The sequence below is a fragment of the Nocardia sp. CWNU-33 genome (assembly GCF_046764895.1).
GTDB lineage: Bacteria > Actinomycetota > Actinomycetes > Mycobacteriales > Mycobacteriaceae > Nocardia.
In genome coordinates this window covers 299,470-324,363 of record NZ_JBKOQN010000004.1, presented here as the reverse complement: position 1 = coordinate 324,363, position 24,894 = coordinate 299,470, and the positions used below count along the sequence as shown (strand labels likewise).

The 24,894-nt window shown below is 65.7% G+C and carries 26 protein-coding genes; 14 read left to right on the top strand and 12 right to left on the bottom strand.

Features of this window, described 5'->3' with window-relative positions; translation table 11 throughout:
* Window positions 1-129: 129 nt before the first annotated feature.
* Both ACLMAL_RS07415 and ACLMAL_RS07410 read right to left on the bottom strand, forming a co-directional pair.
* A complete protein-coding gene (locus tag ACLMAL_RS07415; protein ID WP_411998392.1) occupies window positions 130-1,278 on the bottom strand; it encodes a hypothetical protein in 1,149 nt (382 codons plus the stop codon).
* Window positions 1,279-1,735: 457 nt separating this feature from the next.
* Complete coding sequence (locus ACLMAL_RS07410; protein ID WP_411998391.1) at window positions 1,736-2,347, bottom strand: CHAP domain-containing protein; 612 nt, start codon at window positions 2,345-2,347, stop codon at window positions 1,736-1,738.
* Between the two features lie 243 nt (window positions 2,348-2,590).
* Here ACLMAL_RS07410 and ACLMAL_RS07405 point away from each other — a divergent pair, with 243 nt between their 5' ends.
* Genes ACLMAL_RS07405 through ACLMAL_RS07390 form a run of 4 tightly spaced genes read left to right on the top strand, consistent with a single transcriptional unit; the run spans window position 2,591 to window position 6,207 of the window.
* Window positions 2,591-3,241, top strand: a complete 651-nt coding sequence (locus ACLMAL_RS07405) for an ABC transporter permease (protein WP_411998446.1) — start codon at window positions 2,591-2,593, stop codon at window positions 3,239-3,241.
* The gene (locus ACLMAL_RS07400) at window positions 3,234-4,427 is read left to right on the top strand and encodes an ABC transporter ATP-binding protein (protein ID WP_411998390.1); all 1,194 of its coding nucleotides are present in this window, start codon (window positions 3,234-3,236) and stop codon (window positions 4,425-4,427) included. Before ACLMAL_RS07405 ends, ACLMAL_RS07400 begins: the two co-directional genes overlap by 8 nt.
* Window positions 4,424-5,224: an ABC transporter permease gene (locus ACLMAL_RS07395; RefSeq protein WP_411998388.1), complete on the top strand. Its 801-nt coding sequence runs from the start codon at window positions 4,424-4,426 to the stop codon at window positions 5,222-5,224. The genes ACLMAL_RS07400 and ACLMAL_RS07395 overlap by 4 nt, the downstream gene beginning before the upstream one ends.
* 50 nt (window positions 5,225-5,274) lie before the next feature.
* Complete coding sequence (locus ACLMAL_RS07390) at window positions 5,275-6,207, top strand: glycine betaine ABC transporter substrate-binding protein (protein ID WP_411998445.1); 933 nt, start codon at window positions 5,275-5,277, stop codon at window positions 6,205-6,207.
* Between the two features lie 217 nt (window positions 6,208-6,424).
* Here ACLMAL_RS07390 and ACLMAL_RS07385 read toward each other — a convergent pair whose 3' ends face one another.
* Window positions 6,425-7,078 carry a TIGR03086 family metal-binding protein gene (locus ACLMAL_RS07385; RefSeq protein ID WP_411998387.1) on the bottom strand — a complete coding sequence of 218 codons (654 nt, stop codon included), beginning with the start codon at window positions 7,076-7,078 and terminating at the stop codon, window positions 6,425-6,427.
* Window positions 7,079-7,166: 88 nt separating this feature from the next.
* On the opposite strand from ACLMAL_RS07385, the gene ACLMAL_RS07380 reads away from it, so the two are divergent.
* Window positions 7,167-8,135 carry a helix-turn-helix transcriptional regulator gene (locus ACLMAL_RS07380; RefSeq protein ID WP_411998386.1) on the top strand — a complete coding sequence of 323 codons (969 nt, stop codon included), beginning with the start codon at window positions 7,167-7,169 and terminating at the stop codon, window positions 8,133-8,135.
* 190 nt (window positions 8,136-8,325) lie between these two features.
* Here ACLMAL_RS07380 and ACLMAL_RS07375 read toward each other — a convergent pair whose 3' ends face one another.
* Window positions 8,326-9,783: an MFS transporter gene (locus ACLMAL_RS07375; protein WP_411998385.1), complete on the bottom strand. Its 1,458-nt coding sequence runs from the start codon at window positions 9,781-9,783 to the stop codon at window positions 8,326-8,328.
* Between the two features lie 75 nt (window positions 9,784-9,858).
* Here ACLMAL_RS07375 and ACLMAL_RS07370 point away from each other — a divergent pair, with 75 nt between their 5' ends.
* Window positions 9,859-10,341 carry a MarR family winged helix-turn-helix transcriptional regulator gene (locus tag ACLMAL_RS07370; protein WP_411998384.1) on the top strand — a complete coding sequence of 161 codons (483 nt, stop codon included), beginning with the start codon at window positions 9,859-9,861 and terminating at the stop codon, window positions 10,339-10,341.
* Between the two features lie 126 nt (window positions 10,342-10,467).
* Here ACLMAL_RS07370 and ACLMAL_RS07365 read toward each other — a convergent pair whose 3' ends face one another.
* The 4 genes from ACLMAL_RS07365 to ACLMAL_RS07350 form a co-directional block, all read right to left on the bottom strand.
* Window positions 10,468-10,911 (bottom strand): hypothetical protein, encoded by a 444-nt coding sequence (locus tag ACLMAL_RS07365; RefSeq protein ID WP_328405771.1) that lies wholly within the window; start codon window positions 10,909-10,911, stop codon window positions 10,468-10,470.
* 127 nt (window positions 10,912-11,038) lie between these two features.
* Window positions 11,039-11,635 carry a YdcF family protein gene (locus tag ACLMAL_RS07360; RefSeq protein ID WP_411998444.1) on the bottom strand — a complete coding sequence of 199 codons (597 nt, stop codon included), beginning with the start codon at window positions 11,633-11,635 and terminating at the stop codon, window positions 11,039-11,041.
* Between the two features lie 218 nt (window positions 11,636-11,853).
* Window positions 11,854-12,198 carry a hypothetical protein gene (locus tag ACLMAL_RS07355; RefSeq protein ID WP_411998383.1) on the bottom strand — a complete coding sequence of 115 codons (345 nt, stop codon included), beginning with the start codon at window positions 12,196-12,198 and terminating at the stop codon, window positions 11,854-11,856.
* Window positions 12,199-12,318: 120 nt separating this feature from the next.
* Window positions 12,319-12,960 (bottom strand): maleylpyruvate isomerase family mycothiol-dependent enzyme, encoded by a 642-nt coding sequence (locus ACLMAL_RS07350; RefSeq protein ID WP_411998382.1) that lies wholly within the window; start codon window positions 12,958-12,960, stop codon window positions 12,319-12,321.
* A 94-nt stretch (window positions 12,961-13,054) separates the two neighbouring features.
* On the opposite strand from ACLMAL_RS07350, the gene ACLMAL_RS07345 reads away from it, so the two are divergent.
* The 5 genes from ACLMAL_RS07345 (at window position 13,055) to ACLMAL_RS07325 (ending at window position 18,917) form a co-directional block, all read left to right on the top strand.
* The gene (locus ACLMAL_RS07345; RefSeq protein ID WP_411998381.1) at window positions 13,055-13,960 is read left to right on the top strand and encodes a MerR family transcriptional regulator; all 906 of its coding nucleotides are present in this window, start codon (window positions 13,055-13,057) and stop codon (window positions 13,958-13,960) included.
* A gap of 106 nt (window positions 13,961-14,066) precedes the next feature.
* The gene (locus tag ACLMAL_RS07340) at window positions 14,067-15,662 is read left to right on the top strand and encodes a protein kinase domain-containing protein (RefSeq protein ID WP_411998380.1); all 1,596 of its coding nucleotides are present in this window, start codon (window positions 14,067-14,069) and stop codon (window positions 15,660-15,662) included.
* Between the two features lie 65 nt (window positions 15,663-15,727).
* Window positions 15,728-15,895 (top strand): hypothetical protein, encoded by a 168-nt coding sequence (locus tag ACLMAL_RS07335; RefSeq protein WP_411998379.1) that lies wholly within the window; start codon window positions 15,728-15,730, stop codon window positions 15,893-15,895.
* Window positions 15,896-16,040: 145 nt separating this feature from the next.
* Complete coding sequence (locus ACLMAL_RS07330; protein WP_411998378.1) at window positions 16,041-16,619, top strand: hypothetical protein; 579 nt, start codon at window positions 16,041-16,043, stop codon at window positions 16,617-16,619.
* Between the two features lie 1,131 nt (window positions 16,620-17,750).
* The gene (locus ACLMAL_RS07325) at window positions 17,751-18,917 is read left to right on the top strand and encodes an FG-GAP repeat domain-containing protein (RefSeq protein ID WP_411998377.1); all 1,167 of its coding nucleotides are present in this window, start codon (window positions 17,751-17,753) and stop codon (window positions 18,915-18,917) included.
* Window positions 18,918-19,065: 148 nt separating this feature from the next.
* On the opposite strand, the gene ACLMAL_RS07320 is transcribed toward ACLMAL_RS07325, so the two are convergent.
* Both ACLMAL_RS07320 and ACLMAL_RS07315 read right to left on the bottom strand, forming a co-directional pair.
* Complete coding sequence (locus ACLMAL_RS07320; protein WP_411998376.1) at window positions 19,066-19,314, bottom strand: hypothetical protein; 249 nt, start codon at window positions 19,312-19,314, stop codon at window positions 19,066-19,068.
* A 61-nt stretch (window positions 19,315-19,375) separates the two neighbouring features.
* Window positions 19,376-19,963, bottom strand: a complete 588-nt coding sequence (locus ACLMAL_RS07315; protein WP_411998375.1) for a DUF2867 domain-containing protein — start codon at window positions 19,961-19,963, stop codon at window positions 19,376-19,378.
* Window positions 19,964-19,998: 35 nt separating this feature from the next.
* On the opposite strand from ACLMAL_RS07315, the gene ACLMAL_RS07310 reads away from it, so the two are divergent.
* Window positions 19,999-20,604 carry a TetR/AcrR family transcriptional regulator gene (locus ACLMAL_RS07310; RefSeq protein ID WP_411998374.1) on the top strand — a complete coding sequence of 202 codons (606 nt, stop codon included), beginning with the start codon at window positions 19,999-20,001 and terminating at the stop codon, window positions 20,602-20,604.
* 29 nt (window positions 20,605-20,633) lie between these two features.
* Here the strand turns inward: ACLMAL_RS07310 and ACLMAL_RS07305 are convergent, their stop codons facing one another.
* Window positions 20,634-21,464 carry a helix-turn-helix domain-containing protein gene (locus ACLMAL_RS07305; protein ID WP_411998373.1) on the bottom strand — a complete coding sequence of 277 codons (831 nt, stop codon included), beginning with the start codon at window positions 21,462-21,464 and terminating at the stop codon, window positions 20,634-20,636.
* An 88-nt stretch (window positions 21,465-21,552) separates the two neighbouring features.
* Between ACLMAL_RS07305 and ACLMAL_RS07300 the strand changes: the two genes are divergently transcribed.
* Entirely contained in the window at window positions 21,553-22,389 is an 837-nt protein-coding gene (locus ACLMAL_RS07300) for an NADPH-dependent F420 reductase (protein ID WP_411998372.1), read from the top strand.
* A 71-nt stretch (window positions 22,390-22,460) separates the two neighbouring features.
* Here ACLMAL_RS07300 and ACLMAL_RS07295 read toward each other — a convergent pair whose 3' ends face one another.
* Entirely contained in the window at window positions 22,461-23,417 is a 957-nt protein-coding gene (locus tag ACLMAL_RS07295) for an alpha/beta fold hydrolase (protein ID WP_411998371.1), read from the bottom strand.
* 345 nt (window positions 23,418-23,762) lie between these two features.
* On the opposite strand from ACLMAL_RS07295, the gene ACLMAL_RS07290 reads away from it, so the two are divergent.
* Window positions 23,763-24,887: an agmatine/peptidylarginine deiminase gene (locus ACLMAL_RS07290; RefSeq protein WP_411998370.1), complete on the top strand. Its 1,125-nt coding sequence runs from the start codon at window positions 23,763-23,765 to the stop codon at window positions 24,885-24,887.
* The last annotated feature ends 7 nt before the right edge of the window (window positions 24,888-24,894 follow it).

The window sequence follows — 24,894 nt, the reverse complement described above, 5'->3', positions numbered from 1 at the left end:
GCGCCGGGAGCCTCGAACGTGCACTCATTTCACCATATTCACATGGGAACCGCTAGACCCATCGGAAACACAAACCACACTCGCCACAGGAGTTGCCTGCAGGCTCCGTTCCTGGTGCCGGGGATCGGTTCAGGCCACGCCGTCGATGCGTGCGGCGACATCGATCGTCCGGCCCGAACTATCGGCCAGTTCCTTGCGCACGACGTCGGCCACCTGGGCGACAACCTGCTTCCTGATCCCCGCGAGCGCACCGAGGGTGGCTGCCCGCATGCCGCTGGCCTTGAACTCCAGCCGGATGTCCGACGAGTCCGGCGGCGGGACGTCGATGACTACCAACAGCGGATCGGCCGCCCGCGCGGTCAGCACCAGCGGAATCTCGACGTCGGCGCGATAGTGATTCGCCTTCAGCACCTCGACGGTGATGTCGAGGCTCACCGGCACCACCAGATCGAAGGAGACCGCGTCGTCCGACCGATCCGCCAGCTGCGGCACCCGCACCGACCCACGCACCGTGACGGTGGCCGAGTTGCGCGGACCGGTCCGCAGCGGTCCGATCTCGATCGGGCGGCCCGCCAGCCGCTCCACCACATCGAAGACGCGCTCCCTGGTCACGATGCGGGCGAAGAACCGGTGGCCGAATTCGCCGTAGTCGATCCAGTCGAACGTCGTCTGCATCGCATGCGCGGAGCGCATTCCGTCGACCATCGCCTCGATGTCGAAGACCCGGCCGCGCCGCCCCTGCGGATCGGCCAGCATCGCATTCACCCGATTGGCGACCTCACGCTGCACCACTCCGGCGATCGGGTCGAGCAGCCATTCCCAGGCCGTCTCGATAGCCCGAGCCCGCAGCACGAAGCTGACATCGCGCGAGGTTATCGGCGGGACGTCGATGACGATGAGCAACGGATCCGCGGTGTGCGCGTGCAGTGTGAGATCGATCTCGACGACCGCCTCCAGCCGTAGCTTCCTGCCGCCGAGCAGTACCTGCACCGATAGCGACACCGGCACCGTGACTTCGAAAGTCACGTTCGGGCCACTGCGCAGCACCACCGGCTGGCCGACCTTGCCTTCGGCGACGAATCCGGCCAGACCGGCGGGGCCGACCGAGAACGGCCCGATCGTCATCCCACGTCCCGCCATACCGGACACCGCGGCCACGATCCTGGCCTCCGTCACCGCGTGGGTGAGGAAACGTTCCCCGAAATCGGCGTACTCGATCCAGACGGGATCGGCGCTCGTGTGGTCGGTCGGCTGCATCAGATGTTCCGAAACCCTCACCTTGTCAACGGACACCCGACACGGTACGCGACGCGCTACCCCTGGCCCCCGACCGCTGGGGCCGCTCATCCAGCGGCTGCCTGGCCCCGTTTACCCCGGCACTCCTGCGGCTGCCTCGCTTCCGCTCACCCCAGCGCTCCAGCGGGCGCCTCACGTCGCCCCTCAGGGGACAACGCGGCCGCTACGGCAGCAACCGCTAACCCCGCACGCGCGCTCGGCGCCGACCGGCCCGGCGCGGCTATCGAACTCCGGCCGACAGTGCCATTAGGCGGCTACCTCGCCTCCGCTCGGCCCGGCGCGGCTGTCGGCGGACTGCGTCCGACAATGTCATTAGGTGGTCCCTGTCCTGCTGATGAGGGGGTAGCAGGACAGGGGCCGGGCGGCGCTGCCGGGCGCCGCCGGATCTATTTTAGGTGGTACCCCCAAAACCGCCGACCGCGCACACGCGCCGGGACGGTCACAGCATGCCGAATCCGACGATATCGGGCACTTCGGCCAGGTCGAAACGGTGTATGCGGATGTCGCCGAACTCGTTTCCACCCATCGTGGTGACGACTCCGTCGCTCGCCGTCAGCACGATGTTGGTGTGCTGGGAGAACGGGCTGGCCGGGCCGTAGAGCAGCACGTCACCGGTGAGCGGCTGGTATCCGGCGCCGATCGGTGTGAATCGTCCGGTGCTCTGGTAATACTCCTGCAGTGTGTACACCCCGGGGATCCGCCACGATCCCGAGTTCGGGTTGGCCAGCGGCACACCCGATTCGCGCATCACCCAGCTGACGAAGTCTGCGCACCAGGGCTCGTTGTTTCCCTCCGCGTACTTCGGCCCATCGCCGGGAGCGCCGAACTCTCGCTCGAGCACCGCGACCACCTTGGATTGCGTTGGGTCGAGCGTGGATTTGTCGATCGCCGGGAACGTCCGCACACCGACACCGGCGATGGCCTCGCCTTTGCCGTGTTCCAGCCACAGGCGCACGCCCACCACACCCCCAGCGACCAGCACCGATACCACCAAGCCGAGCACGAGCCAGCGGTAACGCAGCCGCCGACGTGCCATCCTTTGTTCCGCCATGCTCCCCCGGGCTCCTGTCGATCGCGACCGACTCGCGGCCCTGACCAGTTAGACGAACAGTCCGCCCGATCGGTTCCCGGCACCGCCAGGACGCACCGCAGGGCCTGGTTTCGGACGGCACCGTGTGGGCATTCTCTGCGAGAAGTCTGTCGGCTCCGGCGGACACCGGGCCGCCGGAATCCTCTCCGGCCGAGCGCAAGTCGAGATAGTCTCCCAGTACACCGGGCGACGGGGAGGTGCGACCTGGACACGTTGTGGACGTTCGTGGTGAACCGACGGACGCAATTGCTCACGGACTCCTATCTGCATGTTTCGGCGGTTGTCCAGTCGGTGCTGCTTGCCACGATCGTCGCGGTGGCGATCGGCACGCTCGTCTATCGCAGCCCGCTGGGCTCCTCGGTGGCGACGGCGACGGCAAGCGCCATCCTGACTGTTCCTTCGTTCGCGCTGCTCGGCTTGCTGATCCCGTTCCTCGGCCTCGGGGTCGGGCCGACGATTACCGCGCTGGTGCTCTACGCGCTGCTGCCGATTCTCCGGAACACCATCGTCGGCCTGGCCTCGGTGGATCCGGCGATCGTCGATGCCGCGCGCGGTGTCGGAATGAATCGGCTGCGGGTGCTGGCCCGCATCGAGATCCCGCTGGCATGGCCGTCGATCCTGACCGGCATCCGGGTCAGCACCCAGATGATCATGGGCATTCTTGCGATCGCCGCCTACGCGAAGGGCCCGGGGCTCGGCAATCTGATCTTTTCCGGGCTGGCCAGGCTCGGTAGTCCGAATGCCGTGCCGCAGGCCCTGGTCGGCACGATCCTTATCGTCGTCCTTGCCCTGGTTCTCGATGGATTCTTCGTGATCATCGGCCGTCTCACCACCTCGAGGGGAATTCGTGACTGAGACCGAAACCCGAAGCGACACTGCGGAGTCGGCGGCTTCCGGCGTCGAGATCGTGCTCGACTCGGTCACCAAACGCTATGCCGGACAACAGGATCCGTCTGTCGATAATGTGTCTTTGACGATTCCGGCAGGCGAAATCGTCGTCCTCGTCGGGCCTTCCGGCTGCGGCAAGACGACCACCATGCGCATGATCAACCGCCTCATCGAACCGACCTCGGGCACCATCACCATCGGTGGCCGCGACGTCACGGCCGTCGACCCCGACCGGCTGCGGCGCGGCATCGGTTACTCGATTCAGCAGGCCGGCCTGTTTCCGCACATGACGGTCGCCAAGAACATCGCGACCGTCCCCGGCCTCATCGGCTGGGATCGCAAGAAGATCGCCGCCCGCACCGACGAGATGCTCGACCTGGTCGGCCTGACGCCCGACACCTACCGCCACCGCTATCCCCGGCAGCTCTCGGGCGGCCAGCAGCAGCGGGTCGGGGTGGCTCGCGCACTGGCCGCCGATCCCCCGGTGCTGTTGATGGACGAACCATTCGGCGCCGTCGATCCGATCACCCGCGGCCTGCTGCAGGACGAACTGCTGCGACTACAGGCCGAGCTCGGCAAGACCATTGTGTTCGTCACCCACGATTTCAACGAGGCGGTCAAGCTCGGCGATCGAATCGCGGTGCTCGGCAACCGATCCCGCATTCTGCAATACGACACCCCCGCAGCCATCCTCGCCGATCCCGCGGACGAGACCGTCGCCGGTTTCGTCGGCGCGGATGCCTCGCTCAAGCAGCTCACCCTTACCAGGGTCCGGGATGTCACCCTCGGCCAGTGCCCGACCGCGGCCGAGGACGAACCGGTCGAGGCTTTGCGCACCGCACTCGCGGGCCGGAAGTGGCCGTGGGCGCTGGTGCTCGACAATCATCGGCGCCCGGTGCGGTGGGTGTCGGCCGAGCACCTCGCGCACGCGACATCGTTGCGCGACATCGGATCTCCGGTCGGCGCGCCGCTGTCGCTGCAGTCGACATTGCAGGAGGCGCTGGAATCGCTACTGGCCGAGCAGACGGCGACCGCGGTCGTCACCGGGCGACGCGGTGAGTACGCCGGGCTGATCACGATCGACACGCTCGTCGAGCATCTGTCAGCGTTACGCGCCACCCACAGCACCACAGGTGTGGACGAGACAGTATGACTCCGTCCACAAAGCCCACAACGCCACCCGGCACCACCGAGCCGGGACGCACGCTGACGACAGAGCGTCGCGCAGAACGCATTCGACTGCTCATCCAGCCGGTCCTGGTACTCGCACTCACCGCGGGGGTGCTGGTGTGGGCGTTCCGACGTGACCTCACCGCTACCCAGCAGGCAAGCATCCGCGTGGCCAATATCGCGACGCTTACCTGGCAGCATGTGCTCATCACTGCGACGGTCGTGCTGATCGTCGTCGCGGTGGCGGTGCCGCTCGGCACACTGCTCACCCGACCCGAATATCGGCGTCTGGCACCGGTTTTCATCGGCATCGCCAATATCGGCGCGGCCGCGCCCGCGATCGGGCTCATCGTGCTGTGTTATCTCGCCACCCGGACTACCAGCTTCTGGATCGGTGTCGCACCGATTGCCTTCTATTCGTTGCTTCCGGTACTGCGCAATACGATCCTCGGCTACCAGCAGGTGGATGGCACCCTCATCGACGCAGGCCGCGGGCAGGGCATGTCGACACTGACGGTGTTGCGCCGCATCGAGTTTCCGCTCGCAGTGCCCTACATCCTCGCCGGACTGCGCACCTCGCTGGTGCTGGCGGTCGGCACCGCGACATTATCGTTCCTGGTCAGTGCGGGCGGTCTCGGCATCCTGATCGACACCGGCTACAAGCTGCGCGACAACGTCACGCTGGTCGTCGGCGCGGTCCTCGCCGTCGCGCTCGCGTTGCTTGTCGACTGGCTCGGCGCGCTGGCCGAACAGTTCCTCGGCCCACGGGGTTTGACATGAGGCGCGGATGGCGTGGGCGCGCCGCGACGTCCGCCGCCGGCGCGGTACTCATGGTGATCACCGCCTGCGGTCTGCAATCCGGCGGCGCGGTGCCGCTGCGGGTAGGTCCCGGCAGTATCCGTCCGGTGCCCGAGCTCGACGGGGTCGCGATCACCGTCGGATCCAAGGACTTCACCGAACAGAACATCCTCGGCTATCTCATCGAGTTCGCTTTGTCCGCGGCCGGGGCGCAGGTGCGGGATCTGACGAATATCCAGGGCTCCAACAGCGTACGCGATGCCCAGCTGCACGGGCAGATCGATCTCTCCTACGAATACACCGGCACCGGCTGGATCAACTACCTCGGCAACGAAACCCCGATACCGGACGAGATCGCCCAGTTCGAGGCGGTCCGCGACGCCGATCTGGCCGCGCACAACATCGTGTGGACGGATATGGCGCCGATGAACAACACCTACGCGTTGGTGATGAGCAGGCAGACCGCCCAGCAGACCGGCGTGACAACGCTGTCGGACTACGCACGGCTCAGCAATACCGACCCGGACGCGGCGGCCACCTGCGTGGGCACGGAATTCAATGTGCGCCAGGACGGTTTCCCGGGATTGGCCCGCAAGTACGGCATCGATACCGGCAAGGTCCACAAACAGATCGTGCAGGACGCTCTGGTGTATCAGGCCACCGCCGACAGCAAGCAATGCCGATTCGGCTCCGTCGCCGCCACCGACGGCCGCATCCCCGCCCTCGATCTCGTGTTGCTGAAGGACGATCTCGGCTTCTTCCCGAAATACAATGCGGCGCTGGTGATGCGCAAATCCTTCGCCGACGCGCACCCCCAGGTCGCCGCCATTATGGCGCCCATCTCGAAACTACTGACCAATGAGGCCATCACCGAACTGAACCGTCAGGTCGATGTGGACGGGCGGGAGCCCGCCGAGGTCGCACGGGACTGGATGGTTGCCCAGGGGTTCGTCACCGCGCGCTGACCGCACCGCCGATTCGTCGCACCGGGTAGGACGCTGCGCTATCCACCACCCGGGGATAGCCACCGATTGCGAAGAAAGGCAGCACAACTCGACTGCCGGGTGCGCGGGTGCGCGGGTGCGCGGGTGCGCGGGTGCGCGGGTGCGCGGGTGCGCGGGTGCGCGGGTGCGCGGGTGCGCGGGTGCGCGGGTGCGACGGTACACACCCGCACACCCCGGTTCATGCGCGCGGGTCGCGGCCAAGGTAGCGCAGCAGCTCGGCGACCGTGGTGTCGTCCGCGCCACCGTCGACCACCGCAGCATAGGCACCCCACTGACGGAGCGGCTCAATGATTTCCGCCTCCACACCGCTACCCGGTGCCGGATGCGCGGTCCGTGCGGCGGTCAGCAGGTAGCCGGCCAGTTCGTCGGTCAGTGGCGATGGCTGACCGGTCGCGATCGCGATATCCCAGGCGTGCACGGCGGCATCCAACGCGCACATCACGGCAGCGACCGGGGTCGCCAAGGCGCCGTGCGGCAGCGGAGTCGGGACGGCCTCGGTGTCGTCGGCGACGGTCGCCCATGCGGCGGCGGTCTGCTCGATCGCGTCGCGCACCAGAGCGGCGGCCGAGCCGTCGATGGCTCCGGAGGGGTCGAAGGGGTTGTAGGCGGGTCCGACGCCGACACCGAGTGCCTCGGCGAAGGCGAGCTGGTCACCCGCGGCGTGCTGAATCACCTGCGTGACATTCCATTCCGAGCACGGGGTCGGCAGCTGCCACTGCTCGTCACCGATGCCTGCGACGGTGTTTTCCAGCGCCGTGTAGGAGGTCGAGAGCACCTCGCGCCACACGGGGCGCAGTGTCGCGGTGGCGTCGGCGGCGGTGGTGGTGTTCATGATCGACCTTTCGTTGTGCTTCTTGGTGATGACCTAAGCCTATGAGGCCATTAGGCTGGATTCGTTCCTAATAATTTGGGAGGCGAATGTGGCACCCACCACAACGCGAGTACTGCGCTTGCTCTCGCTGCTGCAGGATCGCGCGTACACCGGCCGGGAGCTGGCCGAACGACTCGACATCACCGATCGGACCCTGCGCAATGACATCCAGCGACTGCGCGAACTCGGCTACCCGGTGCACGCCGAACGCGGTGCGATCGGTGGCTACCGGCTCGGTCGCGGCTCGACGATGCCGCCGCTGCTACTGGATGACGACGAGGCGGTGGCGATGGCCGTGGCAGTCGGCCTTGCCGAGGACGGCGCCACCGGCATCGCCGACATCAGCGAGAACGTCTCGCGAGCTCTGGCGAAGCTGGAACAGATCCTGCCGAAGCGATTGCAGCGCAAGGTATTAGCGCTGCGCAACGCCACCGCCATCGGACCGGCAACCACCGGCTCGCGCGAACCGGACGCCCCGGTGCCCGCCGTGGTCCTGACCACCCTGGCCGGAGCTATCCGGGACACAACCGCGGTGTCGATCGAGCTGGGCAGCGGCACAACAGACGTCGAGCCCTACCGCCTGATCAACTGGCAGCGGCGCTGGTACCTGGTCGCCTACGATCTCGAAACCCATTCCTGGCGTGCGATTCCCGTCGCACAGGTGCACCGGGCGGCCGTCAGCGCCCGCCACTTCGGACCGCGCCCACTGCCCGACGAGGACCTGATCGCGTTCGTCATGCGCCACATCGCCAGCACCGGCTGGAAGGTGCACGCCCGCGTCACCGTGCTCGCACCGGCCGAAACAGTGATCGCCCGCATCAATCCCGCCGTCGGCGTGGTGGAGGCCGTCGACGCGGACACCTGCATTCTGCTGACCGGCGCGGATGCGTTGGAGACCATTGCGATCTACCTCAGCATGCTGATGATGGATTTCCGTGTCGACGGCCCACCGGAGCTGGTCGCACATCTGCGCACGCTGGCCCGCCGCTACACCGCCTCGGTGGAATCCGCACCGTAGCGTTGCTGCACACCATGGCAAGCAGCGGCACTGCCGCCAAAGCCTGCGGCCAAAGTCGGATACTTCGCGAGCCGTGCGGACTTCGATCGGTTCGCGGCGGGCATTTCACAGCGTCATACCAACGACAACGGGGCCGATCCTCGCCGTTGAGGATCGGCCCCGTGGCCGTTCGAGCGCGATGGCCCGATGATCAGGCGTGCCCGGCCTTGTCCGCGGCATCCGGCGCCTTGCGCATCGGAATGCAGACTGTGAGCACGATCGCGACGAGCGCTGCCGCCGTGGCGATGAGGAAGGTGGTGTGGAAGCCGTCGCGCGACGGCAGCACGTGCGAGCCGAGTTGCATTGTCATGTGCGCGAGCACCACGCTCATCACGGCCGACGAGGTGGACGTGCCGATCGAGCGCATCAGCGAGTTGAGACCGTTGGCCGCCGCGGTTTCGGTGATCGGGACCGCACCCATGATCAGGGCGGGCATCGCGGCGTAGGCAAGGCCGACACCGGCGGCAACAATCATCGCCGCGACCATGATTTCCCAAACGCTGTTCATCAGCACCACGGCGCACAGGTAGCCCGCCGCAATCACCGCCGAACCGAGCGCAAGGGTGACCTTCGGCCCTCGGGCCGCCGACAGCCGCGCCGACACCGGCGAGAGCAGGATCATCACGAATCCGGTAGGGGCAAGTGCCAATCCGGCGTTGACCATGGACAAGCCGAACCCGTATCCGGTCTGCTCAGGGGCCATCAGTAGCTGCGGGAACGTCAACGACATGCCGTAGAGGGCGAAGCCGACAGCGATGGAGGCGAAGTTGGTGAACAGCACCCGGGGCCGCGCCGAGACCCGCAGGTCGACCAGCGGCGAACGCTGCCGGAGCTCGAAGGCGCCCCAGCCGACGAACACCACCACCGCGATCGCGAAGAGGGTGAGGATGCTCGCGCTGCCCCAGCCCCAGTCCGCGCCCTTGGTGATCGCGATCAGCAGGGCGAGCAGTGCGATGGAAAGCCCGACCGCACCACCGAAGTCGAAGCGCGCGGGGGTGCGCACCGGCGACTCCGGCACGAAGACGAAAACCAGTGCGGCACAGACAACACCGAGGCCGGCCGCGGTCCAGAACAGCATGTGCCAGTCGGCGTTCTGCGCGATCGCCGCCGCGAGCGGCAGCCCGAGGGCGCCGCCGACCCCGAGCGTTGCGCTCATGATCGCCATTGCCGAACCCACCTTCTCGGCGGGCAGCTCGTCACGCATGATGCTGATCCCGAGCGGGATCGCGCCGACCGCGGCGCCCTGCAGCGAGCGGCCGATGATCTCCGGAACGAGCGAGGAGAACAGCGCGCAGACCACCGAGCCTGCGACCAGCAAGAGGATGTTCGCGAACAGCACCCGGCGCTTGCCGAACATGTCGCCGAGCCTGCCACTGATCGGGGTTGCCACCGCGCCTGCGAGCAGCGTCGCGGTGATCACCCACGATGCGTTGGACGCCGAGGTATTCAGCAGCGACGGGAGGGTGGGGATGATCGGGATAACCAGCGTCTGCATAAGCGAGACGACGACACCGACCGTGCCGAGGGTCGCGATGAGTAGGGCCGACGCGGGCCTGCGCCGGTCGTCGGTACCAGAGACGGTCGAGGACACGTCGGCAGCAACAGTCACAAATGTGCACGCTACACACGATATGTATCGTGCACAATTTGCTATCACCGTGATTCAGGCGACATAGTGTGGTCCATGCCAGCATCAGGTCCCGAGGAAAGCGCCGCGCTCTCGCGCCTCGTCTTCGAGCTGACCCTGCTCTCCCGGCAGTTCCCCGCATCCCTGCTGCGCCGCCCCGGGTTCCACCTGGACCGCTCGGCCTACCTCATCCTCAGCAGGCTCGAGATCGACTCCCCGCTCAGCCTGCGCGAACTGTCGGAGGCCTTCCAGCTGGACATCTCCACGATCAACCGTCAGGTCGGCGCCATGTTGAAGCACGACCTGGTCGAGCGGGTGCCCGATCCGGACGGCGGTATCGCGCGCAAGGTCCGGGCCAGCCGAAAGGGCCTGGAACAGGTCGCCGCAGATCGGGACCGAAGCCAGGAAGGCATCGGCGCGGTCGTCGCCGACTGGGCCGACGCCGATGTCGAACAACTGAGCACACTGATCGCACGCTTCAACGAGTCCATCGAGCACATCGAAGACAACCCCTGGCCGCGTCCGCCGCACGCCCGTTAGGCGGCGGCCTGGTCGAGACTCGACCCAGCGCGCTGTTGCGCAATCCGGCTGCGCCCTCGGTAGATGGCATAGGCAAACCCTGCTGGGCGGCAACGCATCCCGCCCAGCAGGGCCACTTCCGGTTCGCTACAGATGCGAACTCGGCTGCTGGACCTGTGGTGCCTGATGGGTCACGCGCACCAGCTCATCCAACTCGGTGCGCCACTGGCGGTGGACATTGAGCCGCTCCACCATCGCAGTTCCCGGCAGTCGATAGAACACCTTCGACCACAGCGAATTGATCTCCAAACCGGAGAACTCGGCGGTCTGGAAGTGCTCCGCCGACACCAGATTCGTCGGCCGACCTGTCCATTTGCTGGCCTCGATCAGCACAACAGAGGTGTTGGTCAGCACCACGAAGTAGTACTTCCGCAGAAACACCATTACCAACCGCACATACGGCAGGCTGTCGACCCACGGGCTCGGACCCGTGATGGCAAGAAAAGCGGTATTGAACTGCTCCCCCGGCGGACCGACCTCGGCCAGCTTCTGCGTCACCTGTTCCAGAATCTTCTTCTTACGAAATGCCATACGGCCCTCCCCATTTCAAAGCCCGCCGCGAACATCGACGAACTGCCGCCAGACCATATCGGGTTCGGTCCGTTGCCGCCACCCGTGATCACGAGTCACCGGCTGCGCACGGGAGCGCTACTGCGACCTACTCATCCCGCATCCGCGTATCTTTCCGTGTACGAGCCAGATCCAGCAGGCCATATACGGCGAAAAATGGCTTGGCCCAGGACTTCTCACCGAACCGATAGTCGGAAGCACGCCGAACCCTGCGCGCCAGATCCGGCCGCTGCCGCCGCAGATACAGGCGGCCACGTAACGCATGCAAGGGATTCGAAACTATCTTGATCGACTCGGCATCGTTCATGAACGGAATCGAGTACTGGATGTTCTCCCATGTCGTGCGAGACCGGTCCTCCAACTGGATCCGCGCACTCGACACCCCCCACTCCCGCACCGCATATCGCGCCATGAGCTCGGCTTCCGAAACAGACCCACCAGGCCGCGTCGTCCCGGAAAAGACCAGCCGACTATCGGGCACCTTGTCATCCACCGACCGGAGCGCAGCCCGAACCCGCCACCGATTGAGCGCATTCGCCCGATCCGCACTCCGATTGGCGAACCCGAGCACTACCAGCACTTCCGATGCCGGAACCCCCGACCGTGGCTCCCCCAATACGGCCCGCGAAGCCCACCAATGCTCGATCTCTCCCCACACCAGCACAGCCACGACAACACCCCCCATCGCCCCGACCGATGCCCCTCGCCGCACCGCACCCTCCTCCGCGCATCACCCCCGCACCGAGGCTAGCCCCGTCCCTCCCATCCCCCGATACCATCCGGAAACGAACATCCGCCGCACGTCGGTACCGGGTGCCACCCCGCCGATCACTGCGTGCACCGGATCGGCAGGATGGGTGCCCGTTCATGGGGCGAAGACGTTGTCAGCGCAGCCTCCGACGGCTAGTTTTCTGCGCCGAAGTTCATGCCGCCGCTGCTGCCGGCACTCGGCATTTCGCTGTCGGCGTCGCCGTTGCCTTTGCCTTTGCCCCCGCCTTTGCCCTTGCCCTTGCCTTTGCCTTTGCCTTTGCCGTCCCCGCCCTTGCCATCCCCGTCTTCGCCATTCACGTCACTCTTTCCGATGTCGCCGGCAAGACCCCCGTCGTCATCGGGAGCGAACTGGGCCATGACCGCGGCAGCCTCGGCGCACTCGCAGGGATGCGCAGCCGCGGCGCCACCGGCCGTGAAAACCATGGCTGATGCGGTAAGAACTCCGACCGCACCGACCGTCGCGAACCTGTAAATCATGTGTAGCCCCTTCTCGAATGGGAAGTGGTACGTCCTGATCAACAGGAATCAGCGTAGAAGGCACCGACGGAATACCGTCGTAGCACGTATTCCACGGCCGGTCGCCGAACCAGACCGGCCCTAACCGACCTTCGACCGCAGGATTGCCACGCCCTCACCGGTCAGGGCGGAGAGTCCGGCGGTTCGACCACTGGCTAGCAGCAGTAGGGCGGCAATGGGGCCTTCGATGGTGGGGCCGGTGCCGGCTGTCCAGTTCGTGTCGGTGGCAGTCAGACGATAGGGGGACAGTCTTTTCTTGGCGTGAAACACCCAGTCGGCCGACCAGACCCGGTCAAGTGCCAGGCGCGCGGCAGCGGTCGGCATTTCGCGGGAGAGACCGAGCGGGATCGCAATGTCTTGAATGTGGACGAGGGTGTCCATCAGGCGGTCGGTGGGAGTCGTGGGGGGCGGGGTCATGCGCAGCGGGATCGTGGCGCGAAGTTCGGCCAGGAGTTGCTGGGACGTGGTGCGGTCGGCGTGACGTATGGCCGTATCGAGGCTCATGCGATCGATGCTGCCGCGCGCTCGGATGAGTTTGACCAGGACAGCGCCCAATGTTGCACTGCTGGACAGGATTACGTGAGCGACTACTTCACGGACCCGCCAACCATCGCAGAGGGTGGGGTGATTCCAGTCGGCCTCGGAGATGTTTTCGAGGAGATCGACCAGAGTGGCACGTTCAGTGGCTACCGCTTGCCAGATCTCGTCGGATGTCGTGGTCATCGGGGATTCCTTCCGTGTCGGGCGCTAGTACGGTAGGAACTCCACCCGGGTGGAGGTTCAAGAGATTGTGACCGGCGGCACATTGCATGGATTGGTGAGCATCGGGGAGCTGTCGCGGCTGACCGGTGTTCCGGTTCGTACGATTCGCTTCTATTGCGACAGCGGCATTGTGGTGTCCACACGCACCACGGGCGGCCATCGGATGTTCGACAAGGGCACGGCGGTGGATCGGTTGCTGCTGGTTCGTCGACTACGCGCACTCGGGTTGGGGTTGGCGGCAATCGCCGCGGTGCTCACCGGCGAGCAGTCGATGGCGGAAGCGATTGCCGCCGAACGGGCTGTGGTCGATGTCGAATTAGGGGCATTGGCGTGGCGGCGAGCGTCGTTGCGAGCCATCGAAAACGCGGTGCCTGCGGAGCGGGCAACCAGGCTGGAGCTGCTGGCCGGGGTACCGGATGGTTGGTCCGCTCACGACGCGGTAGTCAGGTTCTGGCGGCGGATCTTGACACCGATGCCCTCGGATATGTTCGAGGGTTTCGTCTCGATGAACTTGCCCGATCCGCTGCGCGACCCGACGCCGGAACAGGTCGTCGGCTACGCCGAGCTGGTCACCCTTGTCGCCGATCCCCGCTTCGCTGCCGTTGTTTCCCAACAGCTCTGGCGCCCTGGACCCACTCCGATCCGCGACAAGGTCGGTCTGCTCGCCGGAGTCGCCGAAGCCTGCGGCATGGCAGAGTCGCAGATCCACGCGGGACGCGCGCCCTCCTCCGGTCGGGCACTGGACCGTTTCGTCGATGCCCACGCCACCGCCCGCGGCGAACGCGATACCCCGGGATTCCGCGAACGCCTCCGCGCCGGTAGGCACGACAATGACCCTCGCACACAACGCTATTGGCGTCTCACCGGTGAAATCACCGGCGCAACCATGACGGTGGGCGCAGGCCAACTCTGGCTGTACAACGCCCTCGACCGGTCAACAGGCGCACCGGTCTCGCGTTGAGGCTGCCCACTGAACGCGGCACTCGCGCCGACACCGGCGACCATGACGTCCCGACGACCTCGAGGTGCGCCTCGCGCAACCGCGACGATACCCATAGGCTGGCGCGGTGATTTCCGAGCGGACAGTGGTCGACGGGCGTTTCGAGTTGCTCGAACCGCTCGGCAGCGGCGGGATGGGGACGGTGTGGCGCGCCTACGATCTCGCCCTGCATCGCGAAGTGGCGTTGAAGGAGGTGCGGGCGGCCGAGCCGGACGGTGGTGCGAGCCTGCCCGAGGTACAGCGGGAACGCGTGCTGCGGGAAGCCAGGGCGCTGGCCAGGATCGCGCATCCGAATGTGGTGACGGTCCATCACATCGTTGATTCCGATGCTGCCGCTCATCCGTGGATCGTCATGGAGCTGATTCGTGGCCGCACGCTCGCTGAACATCTCGCCGACGGCCCGATGCACCCGGCGCGTGCGGCGCAGATCGGCCGCGGCATACTCGGCGCGCTGCGTGCCGCCCATGTGGTCGGCGTGCTACATCGCGACATCAAGCCGGCGAATGTGATCCTGCGCGAAGACGGCACGCCGGTGCTGACCGATTTCGGCATCGCGGCGATCACCGGTTTGAACGGGCTCACCTCCACCGGCAGTGTGGTCGGCTCGCTGGATTACGTTGCGCCGGAACGACTCGGCGGCCAGGAGGGCAACCCCGCCTCCGACCTGTGGTCGCTCGGTCTGGTGCTCTACGTGGCGGTGGAGGGCTATCACCCGATGCGCCGCGACACCACTGTCGCAACACTTGCGGCCGTCCTGAAGGGCGAGGTCCCGCCGCCGCAACGTTCCGGGCCGCTGACCCCGGCGCTGCAGGCGCTGCTGGTGCCGGAACCGAGCCATCGGCCCTCGCCCGAGCAGGTCGATTGGATGCTCGCCCAGGCGACCGCGCCGATGGGAACTGCGCCCGCCGCACCGGCCCACCCGCACCTGGCACAGGTTCATGCGCACGTGCCACCTGCGCAGACAGCGCCGACCCCGGTGCCATCGAGCGGAATTCCCGGCCACAATCCGGCGGCGTCCGCACAGCGGCAACGCTGGATCCTGTCGGGAATCGCGGCCGCCGCCATTGCCGCCGCGATAGTCGTGGCGGTGGCGATGCAGCCCGATTCGTCGACGAATCGAACCGGCTCGAGTCAGCCTCCCGGCACCGGCCAACGACCCGGCAGCACCCAACTCCCCGGCGCGCCTGCCTCCGTCGCGCCCGTGACCGAAGAGGCCGGCGACCTCCTCACCCCCGACGGCATCCGCACGGCGATCGCCGCCCTGGAAAAAGTCACCGGTGGAACGGCATTCACCGACGCGACGTTCTACCCGACCTTCGCCAACGTCGCCGCACCCGTCGCCGGCCAGCCGAAAATCTACGATGAGTTCAGCTACCGAAACGGCATTGCCGGCCGCGAGGGCGCGGGTGGCCAGATGTCGGGAAAAGCCACCGTAAATCTGAGCTCGATCAACTGGGACATCCTGCCGACCCTGATGCGCGCCGCAGAGAACCAGCTCAATGTCCCCACCCCGACCCTCCGTTATGTGATCGTCGACCCCGCATGGACTTTCAATGACGATCGCCCGACCATCATGGTGTACCTGACCGACGACTACGGCAGCGCGTACCTGGCGGCGGACGTCGACGGCACGGTGGTGAAGGTGTATTCCCGCGAGCGGTGACGGCTCCATCGACTTGTCGGTGCTCACCCCTAATGTTCGTGACCAACGAGCGAAGGGAGCGGCTGATGACTGTCGTGCGAACCTATCCCGCGGGTGTGACGTCATGGATCGATGTGGAACAGCACGATGTCGAGGCTGCACAGGCCTTCTACGGGAGACTGTTCGGCTGGAGCTTCCCGGAGGCGACCGCGCAGAACGCAGAGTTCTCGACCAGCCAGTTCACGCCGTCGTAGGCATTGCCGCTGCGCCTGTAACCGCTTGCACCACTGCCCTTTTCATCGAAAGCCGACGTCCGTCCGGCAGCACGATTCTGTCGGACCCGGTCGTTACCATCAACCCGTCACGACCGCCCGGGTCGATGGCCAGCAGGAGGATCTGATGAGTCTTTTGTCCACGGTCACCATCCGCGAGGTGACGGAGACAATCGTCGAACTCGGTCTCGTCGACCCCGCGACGCCCGCCGGCAACTTGCCACCGGAGTGCTTCGACGAAACACTGGACTACTTCGGCGACACCGCCGGTACCGCGCTGGCGAGCCTGCTCGATGAGCTGGGTATCCGATACACCCTCGACTACAAGACCTTCCGTGGCATCAATGACGCGGGGGATGATCGAGAGAGTTGGTACCGAGAGGAATTGGAGCGAATAGCCGCCTGCACTCGTGGACTGATCACCATCACCGAGGTACAGCTCGTGGGCGACGAGGAAGATCAGAAACTCACCTTCCTGTGCAACGGCCGACCCGTCGATTGGCCGGTCGACCCGGGCGACGACGAAGCCGTCGAAGCCTCACTCACCTTCGCCAGTTACATCTCCGACCTCACCCCCGACGACTCCGCCGAACGCTGGTGCGACATCGACCCATACGATCCCGACTACAGCGCGGAAGCTTTCTTCGCCGACCCGCAGGCCCTCCGGCAACTGGGCGAGCGTTTCGGCGTGACCTTCACGGATTGACATCCCATGCCACACCTGCACTCAAATCCTCCATCGCGACCACCATCGTCATGGTCGAAGCGCGTCAAGATGCGCCTTCGGGTGGAAGCGAATGTTCTGCGCCGCAACGAATCTGGCTCGCAGCCATCTCATCGACGCCCACCCGCCATTCGACTGAAGCCCAGATGATCAGCCGCAGTGGGCGGTTTGCTGTCCAACCCAATTCCAGTCTCCCCTGATCTGACCGTACCAGTCGATGCACCTGTGTGCCGCCGAAACGTACACCGGTCCCGCATACGTTGTGTAATTGCCTTGGTCGACATCCGTCGACTGGGGGTCTCCTGAGCGTCCGACTCGGGCGACCATGAACAACTCGTCTCCAGGCTCATCGCGAACCGTGACAACACAGTTCTTCCCAGTAGCATTGCTGTATGTGAGAAATGCGGTGCCGCCAATCAAATTGGCCTGCTCGATCACGGCGTATCCGCCACCGCATTGCCCGCCATAGCTTGCTGCCGATGCGTTCGCTGGTACGAATACCGCCGTTCCGACGACGATTCCGGCCGAGGCGGCACAGGCGCCGACCAGAGCCCGCACGCTGATAATTCGAAACTCCCGCCACCGTAGGGACTTTGTTCGAGTGCACGCAACCATTTTCACATCCTTTTCCGTCCGACGAACAACAAAGACCTCCATGCGCCGACCACACGCCAAGCGCTAGTGTCGCCGTTGGTCGGAATCTGGAGCGGCCCGAGCGGCAGGAATCGCTCCCAGGACCGAAGCCGATCATGTCAAATGCTGATCCCAACTCGAAGCGACACATCCCACACGCGGGAGTTCTTGCGGTGTAACGGTTTTGGCGTTGCCGGGGAGCGTGGTGCTACCAGCCTCGATTTTTCGAGAAGACCTGCATGAAGTGAGTTGCGCCGATGCCGTCGTCGCCGCCACTCGGGCATGACAACATCGGCCTTCGAACGGGAACGAGCCGCCCCACGAAGGCACATTCCATAAGTGATGATTATCGATGAACCGATCAGTCGGACATGCCCCGTCGATAAGGATACATTATCGAATTATGTTATGGCATCGATAGTTTCGCCTGCCACGGAAAACCAGTAAAGTTCTGCCGATATCGGACAATCGGGAGAATAAGTGACACAGATCAGGTTCGCCATAAGCGCTCTCGCTTCTCTGGCAATGGCAGGCTCCACGCTGGCGGGCACCGCCTTCACCAGCACCCCGGCATCGGCTGATGCGCTTCCCAACCTGACGGGTCCTGCGGTACCCGCGGTCGCCGACCTCAACGAGGACGGCTACACCGACGTCGTGTTCAGCGACTTCGTGCTCGGGTTCGGCGTATCGGTGTTCCTGGGCAAGCCAGGCGGTGGCTTCCAGCCCGCCGTCCGATACACCACCGGCGGCCAGGCCGACTACGTCGCCATCGCGGATTTCGACCACGACAGCAAGCTCGATATGGCCGTCACCAATTTCACCTCACACAACGTCTCCATCTTGATGGGCAAGGGCGACGGCACCTTCACCAAGGCCGTCAACTACGACACCGACCTCGCTCCCGGCGCGGTGGTCGTCGGTGACTACAACCACGACGGCAACCCTGACTTGGCTACCTCCAACCAGGCCCCGTCGTGGTCGATACTCCTCGGCAAGGGCGACGGCACCTTCACCGATGCCGTCACCGTCTCCAGCAACCTCGGCGTCGGCTCCGGATCCGCCGACGCCGCGGACTTCGATGGGGATGGCAACCTCGACCTGCTGCGCGGCAACTACGTCAACAGCACCATCCAGATCTACCGCGGCCACGGTGACGGCACCTTCGCCGCGCCGGCCACGTTCAGCGAGGGCGCCCTGACCGCCTGGTACGGCATGGCGCGCGACATCAACGGCGACGGCAAGGCGGACATCCTCTTCTCCAACCTCGTCAGCGGCACCGTTTCCACGCTGTTCAACAAGGGCGACGGCACCTTCGGCGCGCTGCGGACCTATCAGACCGGCGGCCTGTTCCCGCAGTGCTTCGACGTGGCCGACCTCAACGGCGACGGCAAGCTCGACATGGTGGTCGCCAACGGCGGCACCTCGAGCATCAGCGTGCTGCTCGGAACCGGCAACGGCACCTTCGGCCCGCCGAGCCACACCTACCCCTCCGGCGGGCTCGTCCCCCTGTCGACCCCGATTCTCGCCGACTTCAACGCTGACGGAAAGACCGACACCGTCATCGGCAACACCGGCACCGGCAACATCACCCTGCGCTACGGCAACGGTGACGGCACCTTCGGCCCCGCCATCGACTACTCGGCCTGATCGACCTGGACAGGCCCCGCCTCCGCCGGGGCCTGTCACCGGTTTGCCCGCATCACACGGTTTGACGTCGACCCTATGATGCCCTGAATCGACTGGAACCCAACCGCTTTCGCTGATCGGCGCGAAGGCTCGGCCCGGTGCCGAAGCGCTACATCCGCTCCCAGGCCCCGGCCGCCGCCAGCGTCTCGAGTGCGTCGAGGCAACGCTGCTCGTCACGATCGACGGGAAATCCGAACGCCAGTTGGTGCATCGCCACCAGATCGACGTCCCCGGGGAAATACCGATACATGCCCGTGACGGGCTCGAGCATTGAGCGCAGCAAGGCGACGCGATCCGGGCCTGCGGCCGGCAGGATCTGTTTCATCGCCGAGTAGGTGTCGAGAACAGTGATGGTCATATCGGCCGACGCGAAACAATAACGCAGGGACAAGGTCGAGCCGCGTGCCGACCGAACGAGTTCATCGTGACCGTCTTTCCCAGGCTCGTTCCCATTGCCGCGTCAAAGCCGGATAGACGATGAGGTATCGGAAAGGCGCGATGGCGGCCATGTAGAGCCGCCCGAACCATCCGTTGGGCTTGACGAGGACGGCCATGCGCAGCTCATAGTCGCCGTTCGCGCCTCGGACCCAGCCGAGATGCATCACGGTGTGCACGGTCTTGTTCGCCAGCTCGCGGGCGGACTCCATGTCGAGCTCGTAGACCGCCTTCAGGGGCATGTCGTCGTCGTCCGGGCCGCGACAAGCCGCGTGCATGTCGCTGGGCAGGCGGTCGCGCAGCGAGGCAACCCGCTCACCCACCCCCGCGGACGCTTTGTCCCAGCCGAGGAGTGCACCGAGCTTCCATCGAATAGCGAACAAGAACCGCACCGGCAAGGTCTGCTTCACGGGTCCACCGGCTGCTCGCATGGCTGCGAGCATCACCGGGAAGTCGTCGGGTCCAGCTCCTGGAGTGCGAAACGACCACACGTCCTCGACTGCGAACTCCCTCGCGAGTTCGTGGATGCGCCAGGGCTGCTCGATGTAGGCGGTCGCTGCGAGTCGAGGCACGGTTCACCTCTCATTTATACGGTACCGTACAGTTAGTGCATACGGTACCGTATGGATTCGACTCGATCAATGGAGGTGGCCGAATTCCCGCTGTGGCCCGCACAACACGAGCCCGCTGGATAGCGGCGGGCCTCGAAGCCCTCGGCCGGGGCGGACCCGACGCCGTCCGCGTCGAGACCCTCGCCACCGAGCTCGGCGTGACGAAGGGCGGGTTCTATGGACACTTCGACAGCCGCCCCGCGTTCCTCACGGAGATGCTCGACGAGTGGGAACTCCGCTGTACCAAAGAAGTCATCGCCCAGGCCGACGCGGAAGGTGGCGATGCCGCCGACAGGATCCGGCTCGCCGGTCAACTGACTTTCTCAGAGGACCTGCACCGGATTGATCTCGCGATCCGGTCTTGGGCCCGCCACGATCAGTCGGTCGCGACCCGCCTGCGGCGTATCGATAACGAGCGAATGCAGTTCCTGCGGAAGATGTTCGGCACCTTCATCACCAACCCCGATGAGATCGAGGCACGCAGCACCCTGGCGTTCGCACTCGCGATCGGCCGCCACTTCATCGTCGCGGACCACCCTGGCTACACCAAACGCGAAGCCATCCAGCTTGCCGGCGAATACCTCTTGCGCCCGCCACCGTGAACACCCGATTCGTGCGTCAGCTGGAGTACCTACAGGCTTCCGAGTTTCCGCAGCGCCTGCTCGGATGCCGAGCCCGGCTCAGCAGCGAACAGGTCCAGCCCGCAGCACGACGGCAGGTCGGGCAGCGCGACGAGCTCGCCGTGCAGGGTCAGTTCACCCACGACCGGGTGGTGCAACACATACGCCCGGGACCGGACCTGCGCGACCGGGTGCTCCGCCCACATCTGCGCGAATTCCGCACTCAGATCACGCATTTGATCGATGTGCGCCGTGAGTGCGGGGTCTCCGCGATATCGTCCGAGCAGAACACGCAGATGCGCCACTTGCTCGCGTGCCGCCCGCGGCCAGTCGCTGCCGTGTAGCTCACGCAGGTAGGGCTCGGTGAACAGCAGGTGTGAGAGCGTGCGGCGGTTCTCCAGCAGGGCGGGGAAGTTGCCGAACACCGCCACGGCGAGCTGGTTCCAGCCGATAATCTGGGTGTGCCGACCGACCAGCAGCGCCGGCGTCATCACGAACGACTGCAGCAGGTAGCGCAAGCTCGCAGGCGCATCCGACGAGGCGGTGGCCGCCGCACACGGCGGGGGACGCCGCGCGATCCGGTGCAGGTAAGCCAATTCGTCGGTGTCCAGGCGTAGCGCCGCGCCGATGGCGTCGAGCACCTCATCCGAGACGCTGTCGCTTTTGCCCTGTTCCAGACGTGTGTAGTGGGCGATGCTCACGCCCGCCAGCTGCGCCAACTCCTCACGCCGCAGGCCCGCGACCCGGCGTGCTCTGCCGTAGTCGCGCAGCCCAACTTGCTCCGGGCGCAGGCGGGCACGGCGTGATTTGAGGAAGCCGCTGAGCTCGGTCCGGTCGTCCACGCGACCAACGCTACGCCGAAGCCTGCGGTGGGTGATCACGCCGTGAGTACGCAGCACACGGACCTGGTCGGGTGGTCGCGGCGGTTTCATGCTGAAAGCGAGCCACCCGCGACCAGCACACCCTGGCCGCGCTCCCCGGCTCCTATCGCGCATTCACACGAACGAACGGAGAGAAGTCGTGCCCCAAACGCTCGGACTCATCGGCAGCGGGATGATCGGCACTTCCATTGCCCGCCTGGCCGTTGCGGCAGACCTCGAGGTTGTCCTCAGCAATTCGCGAGACCCCGAGACACTTGCCGATCTTGTCGCCGAACTGGGCGGGCGCGCTCGAGCGGCCACACCGGAGGCAGCAGCACGCGCCGCGGACCTGGTGGTGGCCGCCATCCCGCTGCATGCCCATGAAAAGCTCCCGGCCGAAGCTCTGGCCGGGAAGACAGTGCTGGACACGGCGAACTACTACCCCGAGCGGGACGGCCACGTGGCCGAGCTGGATGCGGGCGAACTGACCTCTGCTGCCCTGCTACAGCGCCACCTCGCGGGCTCCCGGGTAATCAAGGCGTTCAACAACATCACCCCGCACCAGCTGTTGTCTCTCGCCCGGCCCGCAGGCGCGCCGGACCGCAGCGCCCTACCCATCGCAGGCGACGACGCGGAAGCCAAGGCACGAGCCACCCGGCTGTTGAACATCCTCGGATATGACGCGGTGGACACCGGCACCCTTGCCACCAGTTGGCGCAGTGAACCGAGCACACCGGTGTACATCCAGCCCTACCTCGGCGAAACGCCCGCAATGAACGTCGAGGACTTCCTGCGCTGGACTCTCCGGACGCCTGGCATCGTCGTCCCCGCGGCGCAGGTCCGCAAGCTCGTCGAGACCGCGGTCCGCCAGCAGGCGGGCGAGGCCAGGCTCCCGAGCGATGACTGACCCGGAACCTTGTGCACTCTCCTGGCCGGCGGCAGGCTGGGTGGCCGCCGAAACCCCTGCGCACGAGCGGACTACGCGACGAGTGTGAGGTGAACGCCCTCGACCCGGCCGGTACCGCCTGCTCGCATCATCAGGCGAGCGAGGGCCTCGACGACCCCACTCGGCTGCTCGAGAATCACCGAGTGACCGGCGCCCTCGACCATCACGAAATCCGAGTACTCGACGACCGCTGCCATAGTGACGGAATGCGACAGCGGCGTCATCAGGTCGGCGGAGCCGCACAGCACCAAGGTGGGGATCTTCGAGAGGATAGGAAGCGCGTCGGTTTGGTCATAGACCATGAAGGCACTCAAGAAGCTCGCCATCGTCACGATCGGCGTGTCGTTGTGCATCGCGTTGGCAAGGGTGAGCACGCGAGCGCTGACTCTGCGATTGCCGAATTCCGCGGTACGGATGACTGGGGCGAAGACCTTGCAGACCATTGCCTTCGCATGGTGCATCGTGCCCGGAGCACGTCGGACGGCAGCCTGGAATGCCGAAACGACCGGGTTGCGTAGGAGGCGGCCGAAGCCTGCGTCGGCGAGCCCGTTCGCAGCGGTCGCGATGAGTGCGACGCCGACGATGCGAGTGCCGATCTCGTGCGGGTTCTGGCTGGCGTAGGTCAGCACGGTCATGCCGCCCATCGAGTGGCCGACGAGGACGACCGGTCCGGTGGGGGCGACGGCGTCGAGAACGTTGCGCAGGTCGTAGCCGAGCTGCTCGAGGTTGTAGGTCTGTCGGGACGCCGCGGCGGAGTCGCCGTGGCCACGGTGGTCGTAGCAGACGACCCGGGCGTCGGCGTATCGGCGCAACAGCGCGTCCCGGACGTAGGTCCAGGACTCGGTGCGCTGGCAATGTCCGTGCAAGAGGACGACGGTGAGGTCGGCATTTCGTGGGCCGTATTCGCGAACCGCAAGTGCCACACCGTCTTCGGTCGAGACCGTGGCACGCCGTTCTGCCGAGGTGGCGATGGTGCTGGTGATCGACATCGGAGGCTCCGGTTCGCTTGTGGTGACTTGTCCAACTGTCCATCGCATTCGTCGCCGGTATCAGGACCCCGAGTGCTGGGGTCCTCCCCCCAAGGTGGAGCAGAACCACCACCAAGGTGATGCTCCGCCGCTGCATCGACAGAGACGAACGCTCCTCCGCAGGGTTGGACGACTACAGAAGGCCAACCTCCTTGACTAATTTTTTAGTCAGGATTTAGAGTGCTTGGTAGCCAGACGGTCGCCAATTCATCACGCGGGCCTCCGCAGCAAGAGTGAGGCTGCCGACTTTCGACACGCCGCGAGGGACTCGCAGCACGAAGGCGCGGAGCGAAGAGGAGAAGCAGGATGCGGCGGCGCACGTTCGTCCAGACCACGATGGCCGCGATCGGCAGTTTCCTGCTGGCCGGTTGTGACGACAACACCACCCCGATCGGTAGCGACAGCCGTAGCAACCACGACGACGGAAGGACATGGCTGATGCCCGAGGAGGGGCAGCCGCACAAGCGGACCTGGATGGCCTTCGCCGCCGCCGAACGTATCTGGGGCGCGAAGCTGGTGCCGGAGGTGCAGCGCAACCTGGCCACCATCGCCACCACCATCGCCCGCTTCGAACCGGTGTCGATGCTCGTGCGCCCCGACGAGATGGCGCAGGCCAAGAGCCTGATCGGTGACGCGAACGTGGAGCTGATCGCCACCGACCTCGACGATCTGTGGATGCGCGACACCGGCCCGGTGTTCGTGCAGAGCGGAAACACCAAGGCCGGTGTGGATTTCAACTTCAACGGCTGGGGCAACAAGCAGGAACACCGCCGCGATGCGAAGGTCGCGCAGTTCGTCACCGGCCGCGCCGAAGTCGAAACCCGGCACACGGATCTGGTGCTCGAGGGTGGCGCGCTCGAGGTCGACGGCGAAGGCACCGCGATCATCACCGAGAGCTGCGTGCTCAACAAAAACCGCAATCCGCGCTGGAAGAAGAAGGACGTCGAGGAGGAGCTCGACTACCTACTCGGGATCAAGAAGGTGATCTGGCTGCCCGGCATCGCCGGCGAGGACATCACCGACGGTCACACCGACTTCTACGCGCGCTTCGCCGGCCCGGGTGTGGTGGTCGCCGGACTCGACACCGACCCGGATTCGTTCGACTACGACGTCACCCGCCGACACCTCGACATCCTGCACTCGGCGACCGACGTGTACGACCGCCCGCTGCAGGTGGCGGTACTCGAGGGGCCGTCGATGGTGCGTGCGAAGTTCGAGAACGACGACTTCGCCGCCGGCTACATCAACTTCTATGTCTGCAACGGCGCGGTCATCGGTCCCGAGTTCGGTGATCCGGACACCGACAGCGCCGCGAAATCCACCCTCGAGCGACTGTTCCCCGGCCGGGAAGTCGTGCAGATCAATATCGATGGCATCGCCGCGGGTGGCGGCGGCATCCACTGCACCACCCAGCAGGAACCCGCTGACTGACCCACAC

Bases quoted from the DNA above. Each gene is read 5' to 3' on its own strand.
- ACLMAL_RS07355 (WP_411998383.1), bottom strand. From the start codon at position 12,198: ATGATTTACAGGTTCGCGACGGTCGGTGCGGTCGGAGTTCTTACCGCA.
- ACLMAL_RS07295 (WP_411998371.1), bottom strand. From the start codon at position 23,417: ATGTCGATCACCAGCACCATCGCCACCTCGGCAGAACGGCGTGCCACG.
- ACLMAL_RS07320 (WP_411998376.1), bottom strand. From the start codon at position 19,314: ATGACCATCACTGTTCTCGACACCTACTCGGCGATGAAACAGATCCTG.
- ACLMAL_RS07335 (WP_411998379.1), top strand. From the start codon at position 15,728: ATGACTGTCGTGCGAACCTATCCCGCGGGTGTGACGTCATGGATCGAT.
- ACLMAL_RS07290 (WP_411998370.1), top strand. From the start codon at position 23,763: ATGCGGCGGCGCACGTTCGTCCAGACCACGATGGCCGCGATCGGCAGT.
- ACLMAL_RS07395 (WP_411998388.1), top strand. From the start codon at position 4,424: ATGACTCCGTCCACAAAGCCCACAACGCCACCCGGCACCACCGAGCCG.
- ACLMAL_RS07370 (WP_411998384.1), top strand. From the start codon at position 9,859: ATGCCAGCATCAGGTCCCGAGGAAAGCGCCGCGCTCTCGCGCCTCGTC.
- ACLMAL_RS07360 (WP_411998444.1), bottom strand. From the start codon at position 11,635: ATGGGGGGTGTTGTCGTGGCTGTGCTGGTGTGGGGAGAGATCGAGCAT.
- ACLMAL_RS07365 (WP_328405771.1), bottom strand. From the start codon at position 10,911: ATGGCATTTCGTAAGAAGAAGATTCTGGAACAGGTGACGCAGAAGCTG.
- ACLMAL_RS07385 (WP_411998387.1), bottom strand. From the start codon at position 7,078: ATGAACACCACCACCGCCGCCGACGCCACCGCGACACTGCGCCCCGTG.
- ACLMAL_RS07300 (WP_411998372.1), top strand. From the start codon at position 21,553: ATGCTGAAAGCGAGCCACCCGCGACCAGCACACCCTGGCCGCGCTCCC.
- ACLMAL_RS07390 (WP_411998445.1), top strand. From the start codon at position 5,275: ATGGTGATCACCGCCTGCGGTCTGCAATCCGGCGGCGCGGTGCCGCTG.
- ACLMAL_RS07350 (WP_411998382.1), bottom strand. From the start codon at position 12,960: ATGACCACGACATCCGACGAGATCTGGCAAGCGGTAGCCACTGAACGT.
- ACLMAL_RS07410 (WP_411998391.1), bottom strand. From the start codon at position 2,347: ATGGCGGAACAAAGGATGGCACGTCGGCGGCTGCGTTACCGCTGGCTC.
- ACLMAL_RS07330 (WP_411998378.1), top strand. From the start codon at position 16,041: ATGAGTCTTTTGTCCACGGTCACCATCCGCGAGGTGACGGAGACAATC.